This window comes from Tistrella sp., assembly GCF_002684955.1.
GTDB lineage: Bacteria > Pseudomonadota > Alphaproteobacteria > Tistrellales > Tistrellaceae > Tistrella > Tistrella mobilis.
In genome coordinates this window covers 338,244-354,143 of record NZ_NYWI01000073.1, presented here as the reverse complement: position 1 = coordinate 354,143, position 15,900 = coordinate 338,244, and the positions used below count along the sequence as shown (strand labels likewise).

At 66.3% G+C, this 15,900-nt stretch carries 16 protein-coding genes and 1 pseudogene; all 17 read left to right on the top strand.

The features are described 5' to 3' along the window. Positions 1–307, top strand: a pseudogene (locus CMO28_RS24940) (heavy metal translocating P-type ATPase); the annotation flags it as partial. A 19-nt stretch (positions 308–326) separates the two neighbouring features. Beyond that, entirely contained in the window at positions 327–1,256 is a 930-nt protein-coding gene (locus tag CMO28_RS24935; protein ID WP_296718620.1) for a LysR family transcriptional regulator, read from the top strand. Then, positions 1,253–1,501 (top strand): EexN family lipoprotein, encoded by a 249-nt coding sequence (locus CMO28_RS24930; RefSeq protein ID WP_296718617.1) that lies wholly within the window; start codon positions 1,253–1,255, stop codon positions 1,499–1,501. The genes CMO28_RS24935 and CMO28_RS24930 overlap by 4 nt, the downstream gene beginning before the upstream one ends. Positions 1,502–1,720: 219 nt before the next feature. Then, the gene (locus CMO28_RS24925) at positions 1,721–3,724 is read left to right on the top strand and encodes a conjugal transfer protein TraG (RefSeq protein WP_296718614.1); all 2,004 of its coding nucleotides are present in this window, start codon (positions 1,721–1,723) and stop codon (positions 3,722–3,724) included. After that, a complete protein-coding gene (locus tag CMO28_RS24920; protein WP_296718612.1) occupies positions 3,721–4,209 on the top strand; it encodes a CopG family transcriptional regulator in 489 nt (162 codons plus the stop codon). Before CMO28_RS24925 ends, CMO28_RS24920 begins: the two co-directional genes overlap by 4 nt. Beyond that, a complete protein-coding gene (trbB, locus tag CMO28_RS24915) occupies positions 4,206–5,219 on the top strand; it encodes a P-type conjugative transfer ATPase TrbB (protein WP_296718610.1) in 1,014 nt (337 codons plus the stop codon). Before CMO28_RS24920 ends, trbB begins: the two co-directional genes overlap by 4 nt. Next, positions 5,216–5,593 (top strand): TrbC/VirB2 family protein, encoded by a 378-nt coding sequence (locus CMO28_RS24910; protein ID WP_296718607.1) that lies wholly within the window; start codon positions 5,216–5,218, stop codon positions 5,591–5,593. Before trbB ends, CMO28_RS24910 begins: the two co-directional genes overlap by 4 nt. Continuing rightward, on the top strand, positions 5,590–5,862 hold the full coding sequence (locus CMO28_RS24905; protein WP_296718604.1) for a VirB3 family type IV secretion system protein: 273 nt from the start codon (positions 5,590–5,592) through the stop codon (positions 5,860–5,862). Before CMO28_RS24910 ends, CMO28_RS24905 begins: the two co-directional genes overlap by 4 nt. A 10-nt stretch (positions 5,863–5,872) precedes the next feature. Beyond that, entirely contained in the window at positions 5,873–8,311 is a 2,439-nt protein-coding gene (gene trbE, locus CMO28_RS24900; protein WP_296718602.1) for a conjugal transfer protein TrbE, read from the top strand. Further along, positions 8,308–9,036 carry a P-type conjugative transfer protein TrbJ gene (gene trbJ / locus CMO28_RS24895; protein WP_287945097.1) on the top strand — a complete coding sequence of 243 codons (729 nt, stop codon included), beginning with the start codon at positions 8,308–8,310 and terminating at the stop codon, positions 9,034–9,036. Before trbE ends, trbJ begins: the two co-directional genes overlap by 4 nt. 10 nt (positions 9,037–9,046) lie before the next feature. Next, on the top strand, positions 9,047–10,417 hold the full coding sequence (gene trbL, locus CMO28_RS24890) for a P-type conjugative transfer protein TrbL (RefSeq protein WP_287945096.1): 1,371 nt from the start codon (positions 9,047–9,049) through the stop codon (positions 10,415–10,417). Between the two features lie 12 nt (positions 10,418–10,429). Then, positions 10,430–11,134, top strand: coding sequence for a conjugal transfer protein TrbF (gene trbF, locus CMO28_RS24885; protein ID WP_287945095.1), 705 nt, complete (start codon positions 10,430–10,432; stop codon positions 11,132–11,134). After that, on the top strand, positions 11,131–12,117 hold the full coding sequence (gene trbG, locus CMO28_RS24880; RefSeq protein ID WP_287945094.1) for a P-type conjugative transfer protein TrbG: 987 nt from the start codon (positions 11,131–11,133) through the stop codon (positions 12,115–12,117). The genes trbF and trbG overlap by 4 nt, the downstream gene beginning before the upstream one ends. A gap of 2 nt (positions 12,118–12,119) precedes the next feature. Further along, positions 12,120–13,418: a TrbI/VirB10 family protein gene (locus CMO28_RS24875; RefSeq protein WP_296718592.1), complete on the top strand. Its 1,299-nt coding sequence runs from the start codon at positions 12,120–12,122 to the stop codon at positions 13,416–13,418. After that, positions 13,415–13,639, top strand: coding sequence for a DUF2274 domain-containing protein (locus tag CMO28_RS24870; protein ID WP_296718589.1), 225 nt, complete (start codon positions 13,415–13,417; stop codon positions 13,637–13,639). The genes CMO28_RS24875 and CMO28_RS24870 overlap by 4 nt, the downstream gene beginning before the upstream one ends. Positions 13,640–13,705: 66 nt before the next feature. Continuing rightward, positions 13,706–14,848, top strand: a complete 1,143-nt coding sequence (locus CMO28_RS24865) for a patatin-like phospholipase family protein (RefSeq protein ID WP_322111408.1) — start codon at positions 13,706–13,708, stop codon at positions 14,846–14,848. Further along, complete coding sequence (locus CMO28_RS24860) at positions 14,835–15,896, top strand: cyclic GMP-AMP synthase DncV-like nucleotidyltransferase (protein ID WP_296718584.1); 1,062 nt, start codon at positions 14,835–14,837, stop codon at positions 15,894–15,896. The genes CMO28_RS24865 and CMO28_RS24860 overlap by 14 nt, the downstream gene beginning before the upstream one ends. Positions 15,897–15,900: the final 4 nt, after the last annotated feature.

The following is a 15,900-nucleotide window of genomic DNA, read 5'->3' as shown; positions in this document are numbered from 1 at the left end:
CATGGGGGCGGCCGGCTCGGACGTGGCGTTGGAGACTGCCGACGTTGCCTTGATGGCGGACGATCTTTCGCACCTGCCGTTTGCGGTCGAACTCAGTCGGCGTACACGCGCGATCATCCGCCAGAACCTGTTTATCAGCCTTGGCATCGTGGCGCTGCTGGTTCCTGCAACGATTCTCGGATTGGGAATCGGCCCGGCCGTCGCGGCGCATGAAGGATCAACCTTGGTCGTGGTGTTCAACGCGCTTCGGCTGCTTGCCTATAGAGAACGTCGGTTTGAGCCTGATGGCTTCGAGCGGAGGCATTGATAAATTCAGGACAAGACACATGGAGCTGCGCCATCTTCGTTATTTCATTGTGGTCGCCGAGGAACTGCATTTCGGACATGCCGCCCAGCGCCTGCATATCGAGCAGTCGCCGTTGTCTCGCGCTATCAAGGAGTTGGAGGAGCACCTGGGTGTTCGTCTTTTCGACCGGACGACTCGCAGCACGCGATTGACCCGCGCGGGCCAAGTATTTCTGGAGCATGCCCGGCGTGTCTTCGCTGTTCTGGAACAGGCGCGCAACAGCGTCGAGGCCGTCGCCGCCGGCTACCTGGACCAACTGCGCGTTGCCTTGTCCGACGGGATCACGCCGCCACGCCTGAGCGCCTTGCTTGCCCAGTGTCGACAGGACGATCCCGATATCGAGGTCCGCTTGTTCGAGGTGCCGCTGTCGCAGCAAATCAGGGGATTGCACGACGACCTGTACGATGTAGGCTTCGCCCAGTCGGCCGAGGTCGGGGACGGCATTGTGGCCGAGCCGGCGTGGAGTGATCCACTAATGGTCGCCCTGCCGGCGCGGCACCCTCTGCTGGTTCACAAGCGCATTCCGTTGGACGAGGTGCTGCGCTATCCGCTAGTGATGTGCGATCCGCAGTCCTGTGAAGGTTACGGGCAGCAGATCGCGCGCATCCTGCGTCGAGCGGGCACAGACCCGCTTATCGCCGAACAGGTGACTTCGTTGGAACTGATGCTGACGCTGGTGGCGGCAGGCTATGCGCTGGCATTGGTCGGTGCCTCGCAGGTCATCGCCTGCCGGAATGGAGATGTGGTCGGCCGTCCCTTGGCGGGCCGTTCCCCGACACTCATCACCTATCTGCTGCGGCGGAATGTCGATCCCTCCGAGACCTTGAGCCGCTTCATTGATCGGGTCAGTCCGATTGGCGTGGATACACCTTCACATCACACTGACATCACGAAGGAGATCAAACCATGAGAAAACTCACGGTGCTATTGCTTGCATTGATGATGACCGCCTGTGGTGAGTCAGCGCCGACGGAAACCGTCGAATCGCTGATTGCCGATCCCGAACGTCTCGCCGAGTTGCGCGAGCAATGCCGAGACAACCCGGCCGCGCTCGGCGACGAGTTGTGCAACGCGGTGGCCGAGGCCACACGCCGGCGCTTCATGGGCGATGGCGATGTGCCCTATACACCGCCGACGGAAGAACCGAGGTTCTGATCCGACGTATTTGGTGAAAAAAATGTCCGGCTCATCGCCATGCCGCAGCGCGCTCTCGTGCGCAGCGTTTGTCCGGCACACGCGCCGACCGGAACTATTGCATTTTTCGCCCTGCATTTTGCCGATAACAGTCTTTGACCGGCACTGATCCAGCACCGAACCTGACACCTGCGGCACTCGCTTTGCCGCGCAACGTGCAGGAGATATTCGGAGGCCGGAATGCAGGCAACAGGCGTGCTGTACGGTCAGGTGCTGACGGTGTTCGGCATCGTGATCGCCGGGGTGTGGGCCGCCACGCAGTGGACCGCCGCCGCCCTGGGTTATCAGGTACGCCTGGGCGCGCCCTGGTTCGACTTCTTCGGCACGCCAATCTATCACCCGTGGCGCCTGTTCGAGTGGTGGTTCTTCTTCGACGCCTACGCGCCCCACGTCTTCCTCAAGGGCGGCGCCATCGCCGGTTCCAGCGGCCTGGTGGCGGTGGCGGTCGCCATCGGCATGTCGGTATGGCGCTCGCGGCTGGCCCGCCGCGTCACCACCTACGGTTCGGCGCGCTGGGCCGACGCGGCCGAAGTCCGCGCGGCCGGTCTCGCCGGTCCGGCCGGCGTCTTCCTCGGTCAGTTCGAGCGCCAATACCTGCGCCATGAAGGGCCGGAACACGTCCTGACCTTCGCGCCCACGCGCTCGGGCAAGGGCGTGGGGCTGGTCGTGCCGACCTTGTTGAGTTGGCCGGCGTCGGCCGTGATCCACGACATCAAGGGCGAGAACTGGGCCATCACCGCCGGTTGGCGTTCGCGCTTCTCGCACTGCCTGCTGTTCAACCCCACCGATGCCAGGTCGGCAGCCTACAACCCGCTGCTGGAGGTGCGGCGAGGTGCGCATGAAGTGCGCGACGTGCAGAACATCGCCGACATCCTGGTGGACCCCGAAGGCGCACTGGAGCGCCGCAATCATTGGGAGAAAACTTCGCACGCGCTGCTGGTCGGCGCGATCCTGCACGTGCTCTACGCGGGTGAGGACAAGACGCTGCGCGGCGTCGCCAACTTCCTCTCCGATCCGGCGTGCCCGTTCGAGGTGACGCTGCACCGGATGATGACCACGCATCATCTGGGCGATACGCCGCATCCCGTCGTTGCGTCCGCCGCGCGCGAAGTGCTCAACAAGAGCGACAACGAGCGCTCGGGCGTGCTGTCCACCGCGATGAGTTTTCTGGGTCTGTACCGCGATCCGACCGTGGCCGAAGTAACGTCACGCTGCGACTGGCGCATCGCCGACCTGATCGCCGCCGAGCATCCGGTGTCGCTGTACCTGGTGGTGCCGCCGTCCGACATCAGCCGCACCAAGCCGCTGATCCGCCTGATCCTCAACCAGATCGGGCGGCGGCTCACCGAATCTCTGAATGGCAGCGACGGCGTGGAACGTCGGCACAAGCTGCTGTTGATGCTCGACGAGTTTCCGGCACTGGGTAGGTTGGATTTTTTCGAGAGCGCCTTGGCCTTCATGGCGGGCTACGGCCTGCGCGCCTTCCTGATTTCGCAGTCGCTCAATCAGATCGACAAAGCCTACGGCCAGAACCATTCAATTCTGGACAACTGCCATGTACGTGTGACCTTCGCCACCAACGACGAGCGCACGGCCAAGCGTATTTCCGAAACGCTCGGCACCGCGACCGAGTTGCGCGCGCAGCGCAACTACGCGGGCCATCGGCTCGCGCCTTGGCTCGGGCACCTGATGGTATCGCGGCAGGAGACGGCACGGCCGCTGCTGACACCCGGCGAGGTGATGCAGCTTCCCTCTGACGAGGCGGTGGTGATGGTCTCGGGCCATCCGCCGATCAAGGCGCAGAAGCTGCGCTACTACAGCGATGCCAATTTCAAGCGGCGCGTGCTGTCGCCGCCTGTGCTCGCACCGGGCCGCTATGCCGATGCGCCGGCCGCGAGACCGGATGACTGGAGCGCCTTGGCGATTCCCACCATGCCTGTCGCGCCGGCCGCTGCCGGTCTCGCCGACATCACCGACACAGCCGACGAAGGCGGACCGCGCCGCCAGCCCGAGTTGTCCGAAGCCGTCGCCTACAACCTCGCACCCGAACACGCGGCCAGCGACCTGGCGCTGCTCGATGACGAAGACGACGCACCTTTGCCTCTGCCGTCCCAGCTTGATCCGCGCTTGCAGCGCGCGGCGCGGCTGGCCGCTCTCGACCCCGACGACGGAATCCCACTATGAGCCAGCTTCATTCCCGCCATCGCCTCAACCTGTTCATCGAGCGCGACCACGCCAGGCGCCTGAACGAACTGGCCGCGAAGAAAGGCGTGTCCAAGTCCTCCATCGTCGCGGCGGCGCTGGCGTCCTGGCTGTCGCCGGACGCAGCCGACCAGCGCGAAGCGGCGATGGCCAAACGGCTGGATCGGCTGTCGCGCCAGTTCGAGAAGCTGGAGCGAGACCAGAACATCCTGCTCGAAACGCTGGCGCTGTATGTGCGCTACTACCTGACGGTCAGCACGCCGCTGCCGGAAGCGCATCAGGAAGCCGCGAAGGCGCAGGGCAAGGCGCGTTTCGAGCAGTTCATCGAACAGCTCGGCCGCCACCTGCTGCGCGGGCGCAGTCTCGTGCGCGAGGTCTATGACGAGATCCAGCCCGATACGCAACGGCCGGACGATGCGGCCGCGCTCGCCGAAGCGCGGGAGCAGACCCAGGAGACGGCTTCATGAACGCCGTCCCGCAGCAGCCGTCGTCCTCGGCCACCTCACTGGATCGGCGCATCCGCATGTTGCGTACCGCAATGGGACCGCTGATCGCCGCCGCGCTGGAAGACCCGGACGTGGTGGAAGTGATGCTGAACCCGGACGGCGCGCTGTGGATCGACCGCCTGTCGTCAGGCCGCGCCGCCACCGGCGAATCGCTGTCCGCCGCCGATGGCGAACGCATCATCCGCCTAGTGGCGGCACACGTCGGCACGGAAGTACATCGCGGCCGGCCGCTGCTGACCGCCGAGCTGCCGGAGACTGGCGAGCGCTTCGAGGGCATCCTGCCGCCGGCGGCGCCGGGTCCGGCCTTCGCCCTGCGCAAGCGCGCGGGCGGCGTGATCGGCCTGGCCGACTACGTGAGCGACGGCATTCTGAGTGCGGAACAAGCCGAGTTCCTGCGCCACGCGGTGCGCGAGCGCCAGAACGTCCTGATCGCCGGCGGCACCAGTACCGGCAAGACCACGTTAGCCAATGCGCTGCTGGCCGAAATCGCGGCCACCAACGACCGCGTGCTGGTGCTGGAAGACACCGTGGAATTGCAGTGCGCGGCGCGCGACCACGTGCCGCTGCGCACCCGCGCCGGCGTGGTGTCGATGACTGAGCTGGTGCGCGCCACGATGCGCCTGCGCCCCGACCGCGTGATCGTCGGCGAGGTGCGCGGCGGCGAAGCGCTGGACCTCATCAAAGTGTGGGGGACCGGGCACCCGGGCGGGGTCGCCACGCTGCACGCCAGTTCCGCCCACGGTGCGCTGCTGCGCCTCGAACAACTGATCCTCGAAGTCGCCATGACCCCACCGCGCGCGCTGATCGCCGAGGCGGTGAACGTCATCGTCTTCATCGCCGGACGCGGCCGTGCCCGCCAGGTCCAGACCGTCGCCCGCGTGACCGGTTTCGACGGCAACGGCTACCAGCTCGACGACGCGCTCGCGCCGCTTCCATCCCCGTCCTCAACCCACTCTGGAGAACTGCCATGACGCCTGCCCATGCTTTCCGCATTTCCGTAAATCCGCTTTTCCGTCTTGCGCGCCTGCGCTGCCTTACCGCTCCGGCGCAGCAAGGGCTGCTGCTGGCCGTGGTGTTCCTGCTGGCGGCCAGCACGGCACACGCAGCGGGTTCCAGCATGCCCTGGGAAGGGCCGCTGCAAGCGATCCTCGACTCCATTCAGGGGCCGGTGGCGCGCATCGTCGCGGTCATCATCATTATCGCCACGGGCCTCGCGCTCGCCTTCGGCGACACCTCGGGTGGCTTTCGCAAATTGGTGCAGATCGTGTTCGGTCTTTCGATCGCGTTTGCCGCGTCTTCGTTCTTCCTGTCGTTCTTCAGCTTCTCCGGCGGGGCCGTCGTATGAGCGCGCCTGACGACTTCGCCACTGGCTTCGAGGTGCCGTTGCGCCGCTCGCTGACCGAGCCGATCCTGCTGGGCGGCGCGCCGCGCACCGTGGCGATCGCCAACGGCACGCTGGCCGCCGCCGTGGGCCTCGGCCTGCAACTGTGGATTCCAGGGCTGGTGCTGTGGATCGTCGGCCACTCGCTGGCGGTATGGGGTGCGCGCGTCGATCCGCAGTTCATGCAGGTCTTTGCACGCCACATCAAGCACAAGCCGCTGCTGGATGTATGAGGGCGCCGCCATGCTGAACCTCACCGAATACCGCCAGCGTCCCGCACTGCTCGCCGACTGGCTGCCCTGGGCCGGGCTGGTGGCGCGTGGTGTCGTGCTCAACAAAGACGGCTCGTTTCAGCGCACGGCGCGCTTTCGCGGGCCGGACCTCGACAGTGCGACGCAGGGCGAGCTGATCGCCACATCGGCGCGCCTGAACAACGCGCTGCGCCGGCTAGGTTCCGGCTGGGCCTTGTTCGTGGAAGCCGAGCGGCTCGCAGCGGCCGACTATCCGCACTCGGAATTTCCCGAGCCGTTGTCGTGGCTGGTGGATGAAGAACGCCGCGCCACCTTCGAGGAGGATCAGAGCCACTTCGAGAGCACCTATCACCTGACGCTAGTGTACCTGCCGCCGGAGGAATCCCGCGCACGCGCCGCCAAGCTGCTCTACGAGAACACGCCGCAGCGCGGTGTGGACTGGCACGAGCGTCTGAGTGCGTTCCTGGCGGAGACGGATCGCTGCTTCGACCTGCTCGATGGCGTGATGCCGGAGATTGCCTGGCTCGATGACGGCGAGACGCTAACCTATCTGCACGCGACCATTTCCACACGGCGCCACCGCGTGGCCGTGCCGGAACATCCGTTCCACCTCGATGCGCTGCTGACCGACTGCCCGCTGACCGGCGGGCTGGCGCCGATGCTGAGTGATGCGCATCTGCGCGTGGCGACGGTGCGCGGCTTTCCGACCTCGACCTGGCCGGGGCTGCTCGACGACCTGAACCGCCTGGGCTTCACCTACCGCTGGAGCACGCGCTTCCTGTGCATGGACAAGTCTGAGGCGGAAAAGGAACTCGGCCGCCTGCGCCGCCAGTGGTTCGCCAAACGCAAGAACGTCGTCGCGCTGCTGCGGGAGACGATATTCCAGCAGGAATCGCCGCTGGGGGATACCGACGCCAGCAACAAGGCGGCCGATGCGGATGCCGCCTTGCAGGAACTGGGCGGCGATCAGGTCGCCTTCGGCTACGTCACCGCCACCGTAACGGTGCTCGACACCGATGCCGATGTCGCCGACGAGAAGCTGCGCATGATCGAGCGCGTCATCCAGGGACGCGGCTTCGTCACCATTCCCGAGACCTTGAATGCGGTGGATGCGTGGCTGTCGTCGATTCCGGGCAACGCCTATGCCAACGTGCGCCAGCCCATCGTCTCGACGCTGAACCTGGCGCACCTGATGCCGGTGTCGGCGGTGTGGGCCGGGCCGCAGAAGAATGCGCACCTCGACGGCCCGCCCTTGATCGTCACGCGCACCGATGGCGCCACGCCGTTCCGGCTGGTGACGCACATCGGCGACGTGGGCCATACGCTGGTGTGCGGCCCCACCGGCATGGGCAAGTCCGTGCTGCTCGCCACCCTGGCGATGCAGTTCCGCCGCTATCGCGGCTCGCGCATCTTCGCCTTCGACATGGGGCGCTCGATGCGCGCCACCATCCTCGGCCTGGGTGGCGAGCACTACGACCTCGGCACCGACGGCGACATCGCGTTCCAGCCGCTCGCGCGCATCGACCAGGAGGGCTACCGCGCCTGGGCCGCCGAATGGCTGGAAAGCCGGATGCTGCACGAGGGCGTGAGCATCGGCCCGGACGAGAAGGCGGCCATCTGGTCGGCGCTGGAAAGCCTCGCCGGTGCGCCGGTGGAACAGCGCACACTGACCGGGTTTTCCGTGCTGTTGCAGAACAACACGCTGCGCCAGGCGCTCGCGCCCTACGTGCTCGGCGGCGCCCACGGCAGTCTGCTCGATGCCGACCACGACCGCCTGGGCATGGCCGACGTGCAGGGCTTCGAGACGGAAGAACTGATGGCGAGCCGCGCCGCCGTGATGGCGGTGCTCGGCTATCTGTTCGCCCGCTTCGACGAGCGTTTCGATGGCGCGCCCACGCTCTTGATCCTCGACGAAGCCTGGCTGTTCCTCGACGACCCGGTGTTCGCCGCGCGCATCCGCCAGTGGCTGAAGACGCTGCGCAAGAAAAACGTCAGCGTCATCTTCGCCACGCAGTCGCTGGCCGACATCAAGGATTCGAGCATCGCGCCCGCGATCATCGAGAGCTGCGCGAGCCGCATCTTCCTGCCGAACCCGCAGGCCACCGAACCGCAGATTCGCACGATCTACGAAGGCTTCGGGCTGAACAGCCGGCAGATCGAGATCGTCGCCACCGCGCAGCCCAAGCGCGACTACTACTACCAGTCGCGGCTGGGCAATCGCCTGTTCGATCTCGATCTGGGACCGGTCGCGCTGGCCTTCGCCGGTGCGTCTACGCCACAGGATCAGCGTGACATCGACCGCATATTGCTGGAGGCCGGTGTCGCCGGCTTTGCGGGGGCGTGGCTGCGCCATTGCGGTCTGGACTGGGCGGCCGACCTGCTGCCGTCCGCGCCTGCCGCGTCCAACCCCTCACAGGAGAACCCGTCATGAAGAAGACACTTCTCGCGACCGTTGCCACCGTGCTGTTCTGCACGTTGCCTGCCGCGCAGGCGCAGTGGACCGTAATTGACCCGACCAATCTGGTGCAGAACACGCTGACCGCGATCCGCACGCTGCAACAGATCGACAACCAGGTGCGGCAGCTTCAGAACGAAGCGCAGATGCTGATCAACCAGGCACGCAATCTGGATCGATTGGACTACAACACGGTCAATCGCCTGCGCTCGACGCTGGCGACCATCGAACGCCTGATGGCTGAGGCGCAGGGACTCGCCTACCGGGTGGAAAATCTGGACCAGGAGTTCGCCCGGCTGTATCCGCACGAATACGCAGCGACCGTGAGCGGCGACCGCATGGCACAAGACGCGCGCGAGCGCTGGCGCCATACGCTCGACGGCCTGCACACCGCGATGCGCGTGCAGGCGCAGGTGTACCAGAACCTCAGCGAAGACGAAGGCGTGCTCGCCGATCTGGTCGGCCAGAGCCAGTCGGCCAACGGCGCGCTGCAAGCCATGCAGGCGACCAACCAGTTGCTGGCCTTGCAGGCCAAGCAGGCTATCCAGGCGCAGCAGCTCCAGTTGACGCAGGACCGGGCCGCGTCGCTGGAACTGGCGCGCCAGGCGGCGGCCACCGAGCAATCGCGCGAAGTGCGGCGGCGCTTCCTCGGCGAGGGCACGCCGTACACGCCGCAGACCGTGCCGTTCTACCGCGACTGAGGAACAGGCCATGAATGACGTGGCGGTGATCGACCGCTTCCTGATCGTCTTCGCCAACTACATCGACTCGGGTTTCGGGTTGCTGGGTGGCGAGATCGCGTTCCTCACCGCCACGTTGATCGTGATCGACATCACCATCGCGGGCCTGTACTGGGCGATGAGCCACGCCACCGGCCAGGGCGATGACGTGATCGCCCGGCTGATCCGCAAGGTGCTCTACGTCGGCGTGTTCGCCTACATCATCGGCAACTTCAACTGGCTGGCCAGCATCGTGTTCCGTTCCTTCGCGGGGCTGGGGCTGACCGCTTCCGGCTCGACGCTGACGCAGGCCGAGTTCCTGCAACCGGGACGGTTGGCCAAGACCGGCATCGACGCCGCCGCGCCGATCATGGAACAGATCGGAGACATGACCGGCTTTCCGGGCGTGTTCACCAACCTCGATGTCATCACCGTGCTGTTCCTCGCCTGGCTGGTGGTGATCCTCAGCTTCTTCATCCTGGCGATCCAGCTTTTCATCACGCTGATCGAGTTCAAGCTGACGACCCTCGCGGGCTTTGTATTGGTGCCGTTCGCCTTGTGGAACAAGACCGCGTTCCTGGCCGAAAAGGTGCTGGGGAATGTCGTGGCCTCGGGCGTCAAGGTCTTGGTCTTGGCGGTGATCGTCGGCATCGGCACCGGCCTGTTCGCCGAGTTCCAGGCCGCGCCGGCCGAACCGTCCATCGACCACGCGCTGGTCATCATGCTGGCGTCGCTGTCGCTGCTGGCCCTCGGGATCTTCGGACCGGGTATCGCGACTGGCTTGGTGTCCGGTTCGCCGCAGCTCGGCGCCGGGGCGATGGCGGGCGCCACGCTCGGCGCGGCCGGTACGGCGGTTGCCGTGGGTGCGGCGGCCACCGGAGTCGGCGGTGCCGTTGTGGCCGGCGCGCGCATGGCGCCGGGTGCGGCCCGCATGGCTGTCGGCGGCGCACGTTCGATGGCATCGACCGCCAGCAGCGCGCGGTCGGCTTTCCAGGCAGGTTCCGCCGGTGCTGGCGGTGGCCTCAGAGGCGCGGCGGCCGGCCTGGGCAACGTCGCCCGGACCGGCGCGCAGTCGGTCGGGCAGCGTGTGTCTGCCGGTGCGCGTTCGCTGCAAGCGCGCGCCGCTGCCGCCATCAATCCCCCGCCTGCCACAGCCGGCGCGAGCAATGCCGCTGCCGGCTCGACGGCTCAAGGCAGCGCGGAAGCCGCATCCGCCGGCACCGGACAACCCGCATGGGCCAGGCGCCTGCAACGCCGCCAGCAGCTTTCCCATGCCGCCACCACCGTTGCGCACACGCTGCGCGGTGGCGACGGCGGCGGCGCGGGCAGCGGCCCCAGCCTGCGCGATCCATCGAACTCATAAGGAGAACCTGCCATGCGATTCAAACGACCGCAGGTGCGCTACGCCGACACACCGCAACCGGCGACGCCGTACCAGGCCGCCGAACAGGTATGGGACGAGCGCATCGGCTCGGCCCGTACACAGGCCAGGAACTGGCGGCTGATGGCCTTTGGCTGTCTGGTGCTGGCGCTGCTGATGGCCGCCGGTCTGGTCTGGCGTTCGGCGCAGTCCATCGTCACGCCCTACGTGGTGGAAGTGGACCACGGCGGGCAAGTGCGCGCCGTCGGCGAAGCGGCCACGCCGTACCGGCCCAACGATGCGCAGATCGCCCACCATTTGGCGCGCTTCGTCACGCTGGTGCGCTCGCTGTCCATCGACCCCATCGTGGTCAGGCAGAACTGGCTGGATGCCTACGACTACACCACCGACCGAGGTGCGGCCGTGCTCAATGATTATGCGCGTGCCAACGATCCCTTCACACGTATTGGTCGGGAGACGGTGACGGTACAGATCAACAGCGTTGTGCGCGTAAGCGATACATCGTTCCAGATTCGATGGGCCGAACAGCGCTATGTCAACGGCGCGGCAGCGGGCACCGAACGCTGGACGGCGGTGGTCTCCATCGTGCTGCAAACGCCACGCTCGGAAGAGCGGCTGCGCCGTAATCCATTGGGCATCTACGTCAACGGCTTGTCGTGGAGCCAGGAACTCGACTCAACCGAAGGAGGCAGGCCATGAAACCGTCTTTCCACTTTTTCGCTGTTGCATTGGTCGCCATCGCACTGTCGGGCTGCGCCACGCCACGCAAGCCACCGAGCATCACGCTCGACGAGCCGGTGCAGGCGCAGCCCTTGCCCGAACCGCCTCTGCCGATGGAGGTGGTTGCGATGCCGGAACCCTTGCCGCTGCCGGGACAGTTGATGCCGCTGCCCGAACTCGCGGAAACGCAGGCGACACCCGAGCCGGAGGACGAGCGCGTGCGCGTATCCCGCGCCAACGAGGAAGCGCGCATGGCGCCCACGCGCGAAGGCTACATCAATGCGATTCAGGTCTGGCCGTTTACCGACGGCGCACTGTACCAGGTCTATACGAGTCCGGAGCGGGTCACGGTGATTACCCTCCAGCCCGGCGAGGAACTGGTGACGGTCGCCTCCGGCGACACGGTGCGCTGGATCGTCGGCGACACGTCGAGCGGCGGCGGTGACGAGCTGCGCGTCAACGTGCTGGTCAAGCCGATCCGCGCCGGCCTCAAAACCAATCTGGTCATCACCACCAGCCGCCGCACCTATCTGATCGAGCTGACCTCGACAGAACGCGCATGGATGGCGTCGGTGTCCTGGGACTATCCGCGCGACCGCATGCTGGCCTTGCAGCGCCAGGCGCAGGCGGCGCAGACAGCGGCGCCGCTCGATACCGGCCTGACGCTGGAGAACATCCGCTTCCGCTACGCGATCAGCGGCAGCAATCCGCCGTGGAAGCCGCTGCGTGTCTTCGACGACACGGAAAAGGTCTACATCCAGTTTCCGGCCGGCATCGCCCAAGGCGAGTTGCCACCACTGTTCGTGATCGGCGCGCAAGGCGACGGCCAACTGGTCAATTACCGCTTCCGCGCGCCGTACTACATCGTGGACCGGCTGTTCGGCGCGGCCGAACTGCGCCTGGGTGGCGACAGGGGCGACGTGGTGCGCATCGAGCGGACCGACGGCACACGGAGGAACTGAGCATGGATCAGGACAATGCTTCCGGCCGGCCGGTGGCCGACGCCCCGCCCAAGGTGGCGCCGGAGCAGGTCGCGCTGCGCGCACAGCCGCGCCCGGTCACGCGCCTGAACCGACGCGTGCTGGCGGTGCTCGCCGGCGGCGTAGCCACCGCCGTGCTGGGCGCGACGCTCTGGTCACTGCAAGCGCCACAGCGCCGGGGCGGGAATGAGCCGGCCGAGCTGTACAACGTCGATCGCGTCTCGCCCTCCGAAGGGCTGGCCCGCTTGCCCGCCGACTATTCGCAATTGCCGCCGCCCTTGCCGCCGGAGGTGCCCGTGCTGGGCGAGCCATTGCCCGGCGACCTCGGCGGACCGATGCTGCGCGCCGAGCAGCAGGCACTGGGCTACCAGCAGCCTGGCCATGACTCGGCCGAGGCCGAGCGCCTGGCGCGGCTCAAGGAAGCCGAGGAAGCGGCGGTTTCGTCCGTGTTCTTCAGCACGGGCGGACAGCGTGCCGCCGTGGCCGCTCCCGCTCAGACCGTGGCGGGAGCGCCACCACTGACCGGGCTGGCGGGTTTCGATCCGTTAGCCGCCGGGCCGGCTTCGACGGCAGCGCAGCCGGCCGATCCCACCGCCGTGCAGAACCGGCAGGACCAGAAGGAAGCATTCCTGCAAGCCGGTTCCACGGAAACCCGTAATTCCGGCAACCTGCAATTGCCCGCGTCGCCGTACCAGGTGATGGCCGGCACGGTGATCGCGGCCGCGCTGGTGACCGGCATCAACTCCGACCTGCCGGGCGACGTGATCGCCACGGTGACGGAGCCGGTCTACGACACGGCCACCGGACACCACCTGCTGATCCCGCAGGGCTCGCGCATTCTCGGCCGCTACAACAGCCAGGTGAGCTACGGGCAGACCCGTGTGCAGGTGGTGTGGAACCGGGTGATCCTGCCCGACACGTCATCATTCCAACTCGACAACCTCGTGGGCACCGACCCTGCCGGCTACGCGGGCCTGGAGGATGGTGTCGATTGGCATTGGGATCGCATCTTCGCCGGCGCGGTGCTGACCACGCTGCTCGGCGTCGGCGCCGAACTGGCCGCGCCCGAGAACCGGCAGGATGGCAACCGCGTCATCATCGCCGGCCGCGACAGCGCGCAGGACACGATCAATCAAGTTGGCCAGGAAGTGACCCGGCGCAACATGAACATCCAGCCCACGCTGCCCAGCCGCCCCGGCCTGCCGGTGCGCGTCATCGTCAACCGGGATCTGGTGCTGCGGCCGTACCAGCCGCTGTTCTTCCAGAGAGGATCATCGCAATGAGCACGAACAAGCTGCGGCTCGGGCCGCTGCCCAAGAGCGAGACCGTCAAACTGACGTTTGCGTGTCCGGCCAGCTTGAAAGCCGACCTCGACCGCTACGCCGCGCTGCACGCGCAGACCTACGGTGAGCCGGTCGATGCGATGACGCTGATCCCCCACATGCTGGAGGCGTTCATGGCGCGGGATCGGGGGTTCCGTCAACGTAAAGCGATTGGTAAATGACAGCTTATTGGCGGTCGAAAGGTCGTACTTGAAATTTACCTGCCCACCCCCATATATCGTGCTTGGATGGCTACAGGAGGGCCATATATGGGGGGTGGAGAGCCATTTCGCGTACTGTGCCTGGACGGTGGCGGAATGCGCGGCGTTTACCAGGCGACGTATCTCGACACATTCGCACAGCGGCTCCGCGTCTCAGGTACTGGAGAGATCGACCCGGGCCGGGCATTCGACCTGCTGGTGGGGACCAGTACCGGCGGGATTGTCGCCTGCGCCCTGGCGGCAGGCATCCCGCTCGGCAAGGTGCTGGCGCTGTACCAGGTGCATGGCCGGGAGATTTTCCCGCGGCAGCGGCTGCGGGCAGTGCCGAAGTTGGGCAAATACGTCCGAGGCCTGTTCTCCGGCCTTGCCGCCGGCGACCGGGCCTTGCGTGCCGTGCTTACCGATGCCTTCGGCACCGAGACCATGGGGCAGGTCTACGCGCGCCGCGGCATCGGCCTGGCCATCACCACGGTGGATTTGAACCGCCATGCCTCTGTGGTGTTCAAGACCCCGCACATGGACCGTCTCAACGGGCGCGACAACGAGCGGCTATTGGTGGACGCCTGCATGGCGACCAGCGCTGCCCCCATCCTGCGATCGATCGCACGCCTGACCGAACCCGGTGGTGGCGAGGCCACCGTCGACTACGTGGACGGCGGCTTGTGGGCGAACAACCCGGGCGCGGTGGGCATGATCGAAGCGCACGAGATCCTGCAGCGGCGCGGCGAGGCCGATCGCCCGATCCACCTGTACATGCTCGGCACGCTTCCCGTACAGGGCGGCGAAGAACTCAAGAGCGCCAGGAAACTGCACCGCGGGGCGCTGGGTTGGGACAGCGGCCTCAAGGCCATCGCCGCGAGCATCAACGCACAGGCGGTCGCATATGGCTACCTCGCGCAGAAGATCGCGGAGCTGCGGGGGCACGGCAGCTTCGCCTACCGGCTGCCGGCGCAATGCCCGTCCGGCGAACTCCACAGGTATCTGGAAAACATGGACGACGCGCGTCCCAAGGTACTCAACGCGCTCGCCCGGCAAGCCATCTCCGACGTCGATTTCGCCTGGGCGACGACTGAATCAGACGATCGGATGAGCGCGTTCCGCACTGCACTGGCGGGCGCGTCCGATCCCAGTCGCCAGCAGCCCGAGGCAAAAGCCCATGACCACCATTGATTGCAACAAAGAGATGAAGGGGTATCACGCGGACGGGGTTAACCTCTCGAACGACGACCAGACGGAGATGCGCAACCGCCGCGACAGTGGCCGGACGCGGCTCAAGAACGGGTTGACCAAGGCCGGCCATCCCTTGCCCAAGGAGTTCAGCTCGCAGGGCTCCTATGCGATGCGCACCATGGTCCAGGATGATGCCTGCGACTACGACATCGACGATGGCGTGTATTTCGACAAGGAAGACCTGAAGGACGCCGATGGCGGCTACCTCGGCGCACGCGACGCCCGCACCCGGGTTCGCAACGCGCTGAAGGACGACCGGTTGGCCTACGACGCGGTGGTCAAGACCAATTGCGTGCGCCAGCAGTATCCGGACGGCTACCACATCGACATTCCCGTCTACCGCACGATCCGCTCGAAGGACTTCTGGGGCAACGAAGTCGTCGAGTACGAACTGGCCAGCGGCGACGACTGGGTCAAGTCGGATGCCCGCAAGGTGACGCGCTGGTACAACGATGCGGTCGGCTCGGAACTGAAGGCGGGGCAGTCCGATACCAGCCAACTGCGGCGGATCACCAAGCTGACCAAGAAGATGGCCCGCAGCCGCGTCGCCTGGAAGAAAAAGACCACCAGCGGCATCTGCATCTCGAAACTGGTCGTAGACCACTTCGTGGCGCGTCTCGACCGGGACGATGACGCCCTGCGCGACACTTGGAAGGCGATCAAGGCGCAACTGGTTTTCAGTCAGCGCATCGGCCATCCGGTGTATGCGGACAAGAATCTCGCGGAGGAAGGTGACGAGGGCGTGATCTTCTTCCGCGATTGCCTGGGCGAGGCATTGGAGACACTGAAAGTTCTCGACGAATACGACTGCACGCGCAAGAAGGCGGGCGACGCCTGGGACAAGGTGTTCAACACGGACTATTTCAGCGCCCAGATCGCCAAGGACGCCGCTACGGCCAAGTCCCTGCTCCAGCCTGCCGCCGCTGCCGCTGGCCTCACTTTCCCCAGCCGCCCGGTGGTGCCGAACAAGTCCTCGGGCTTCGCCTGATGAA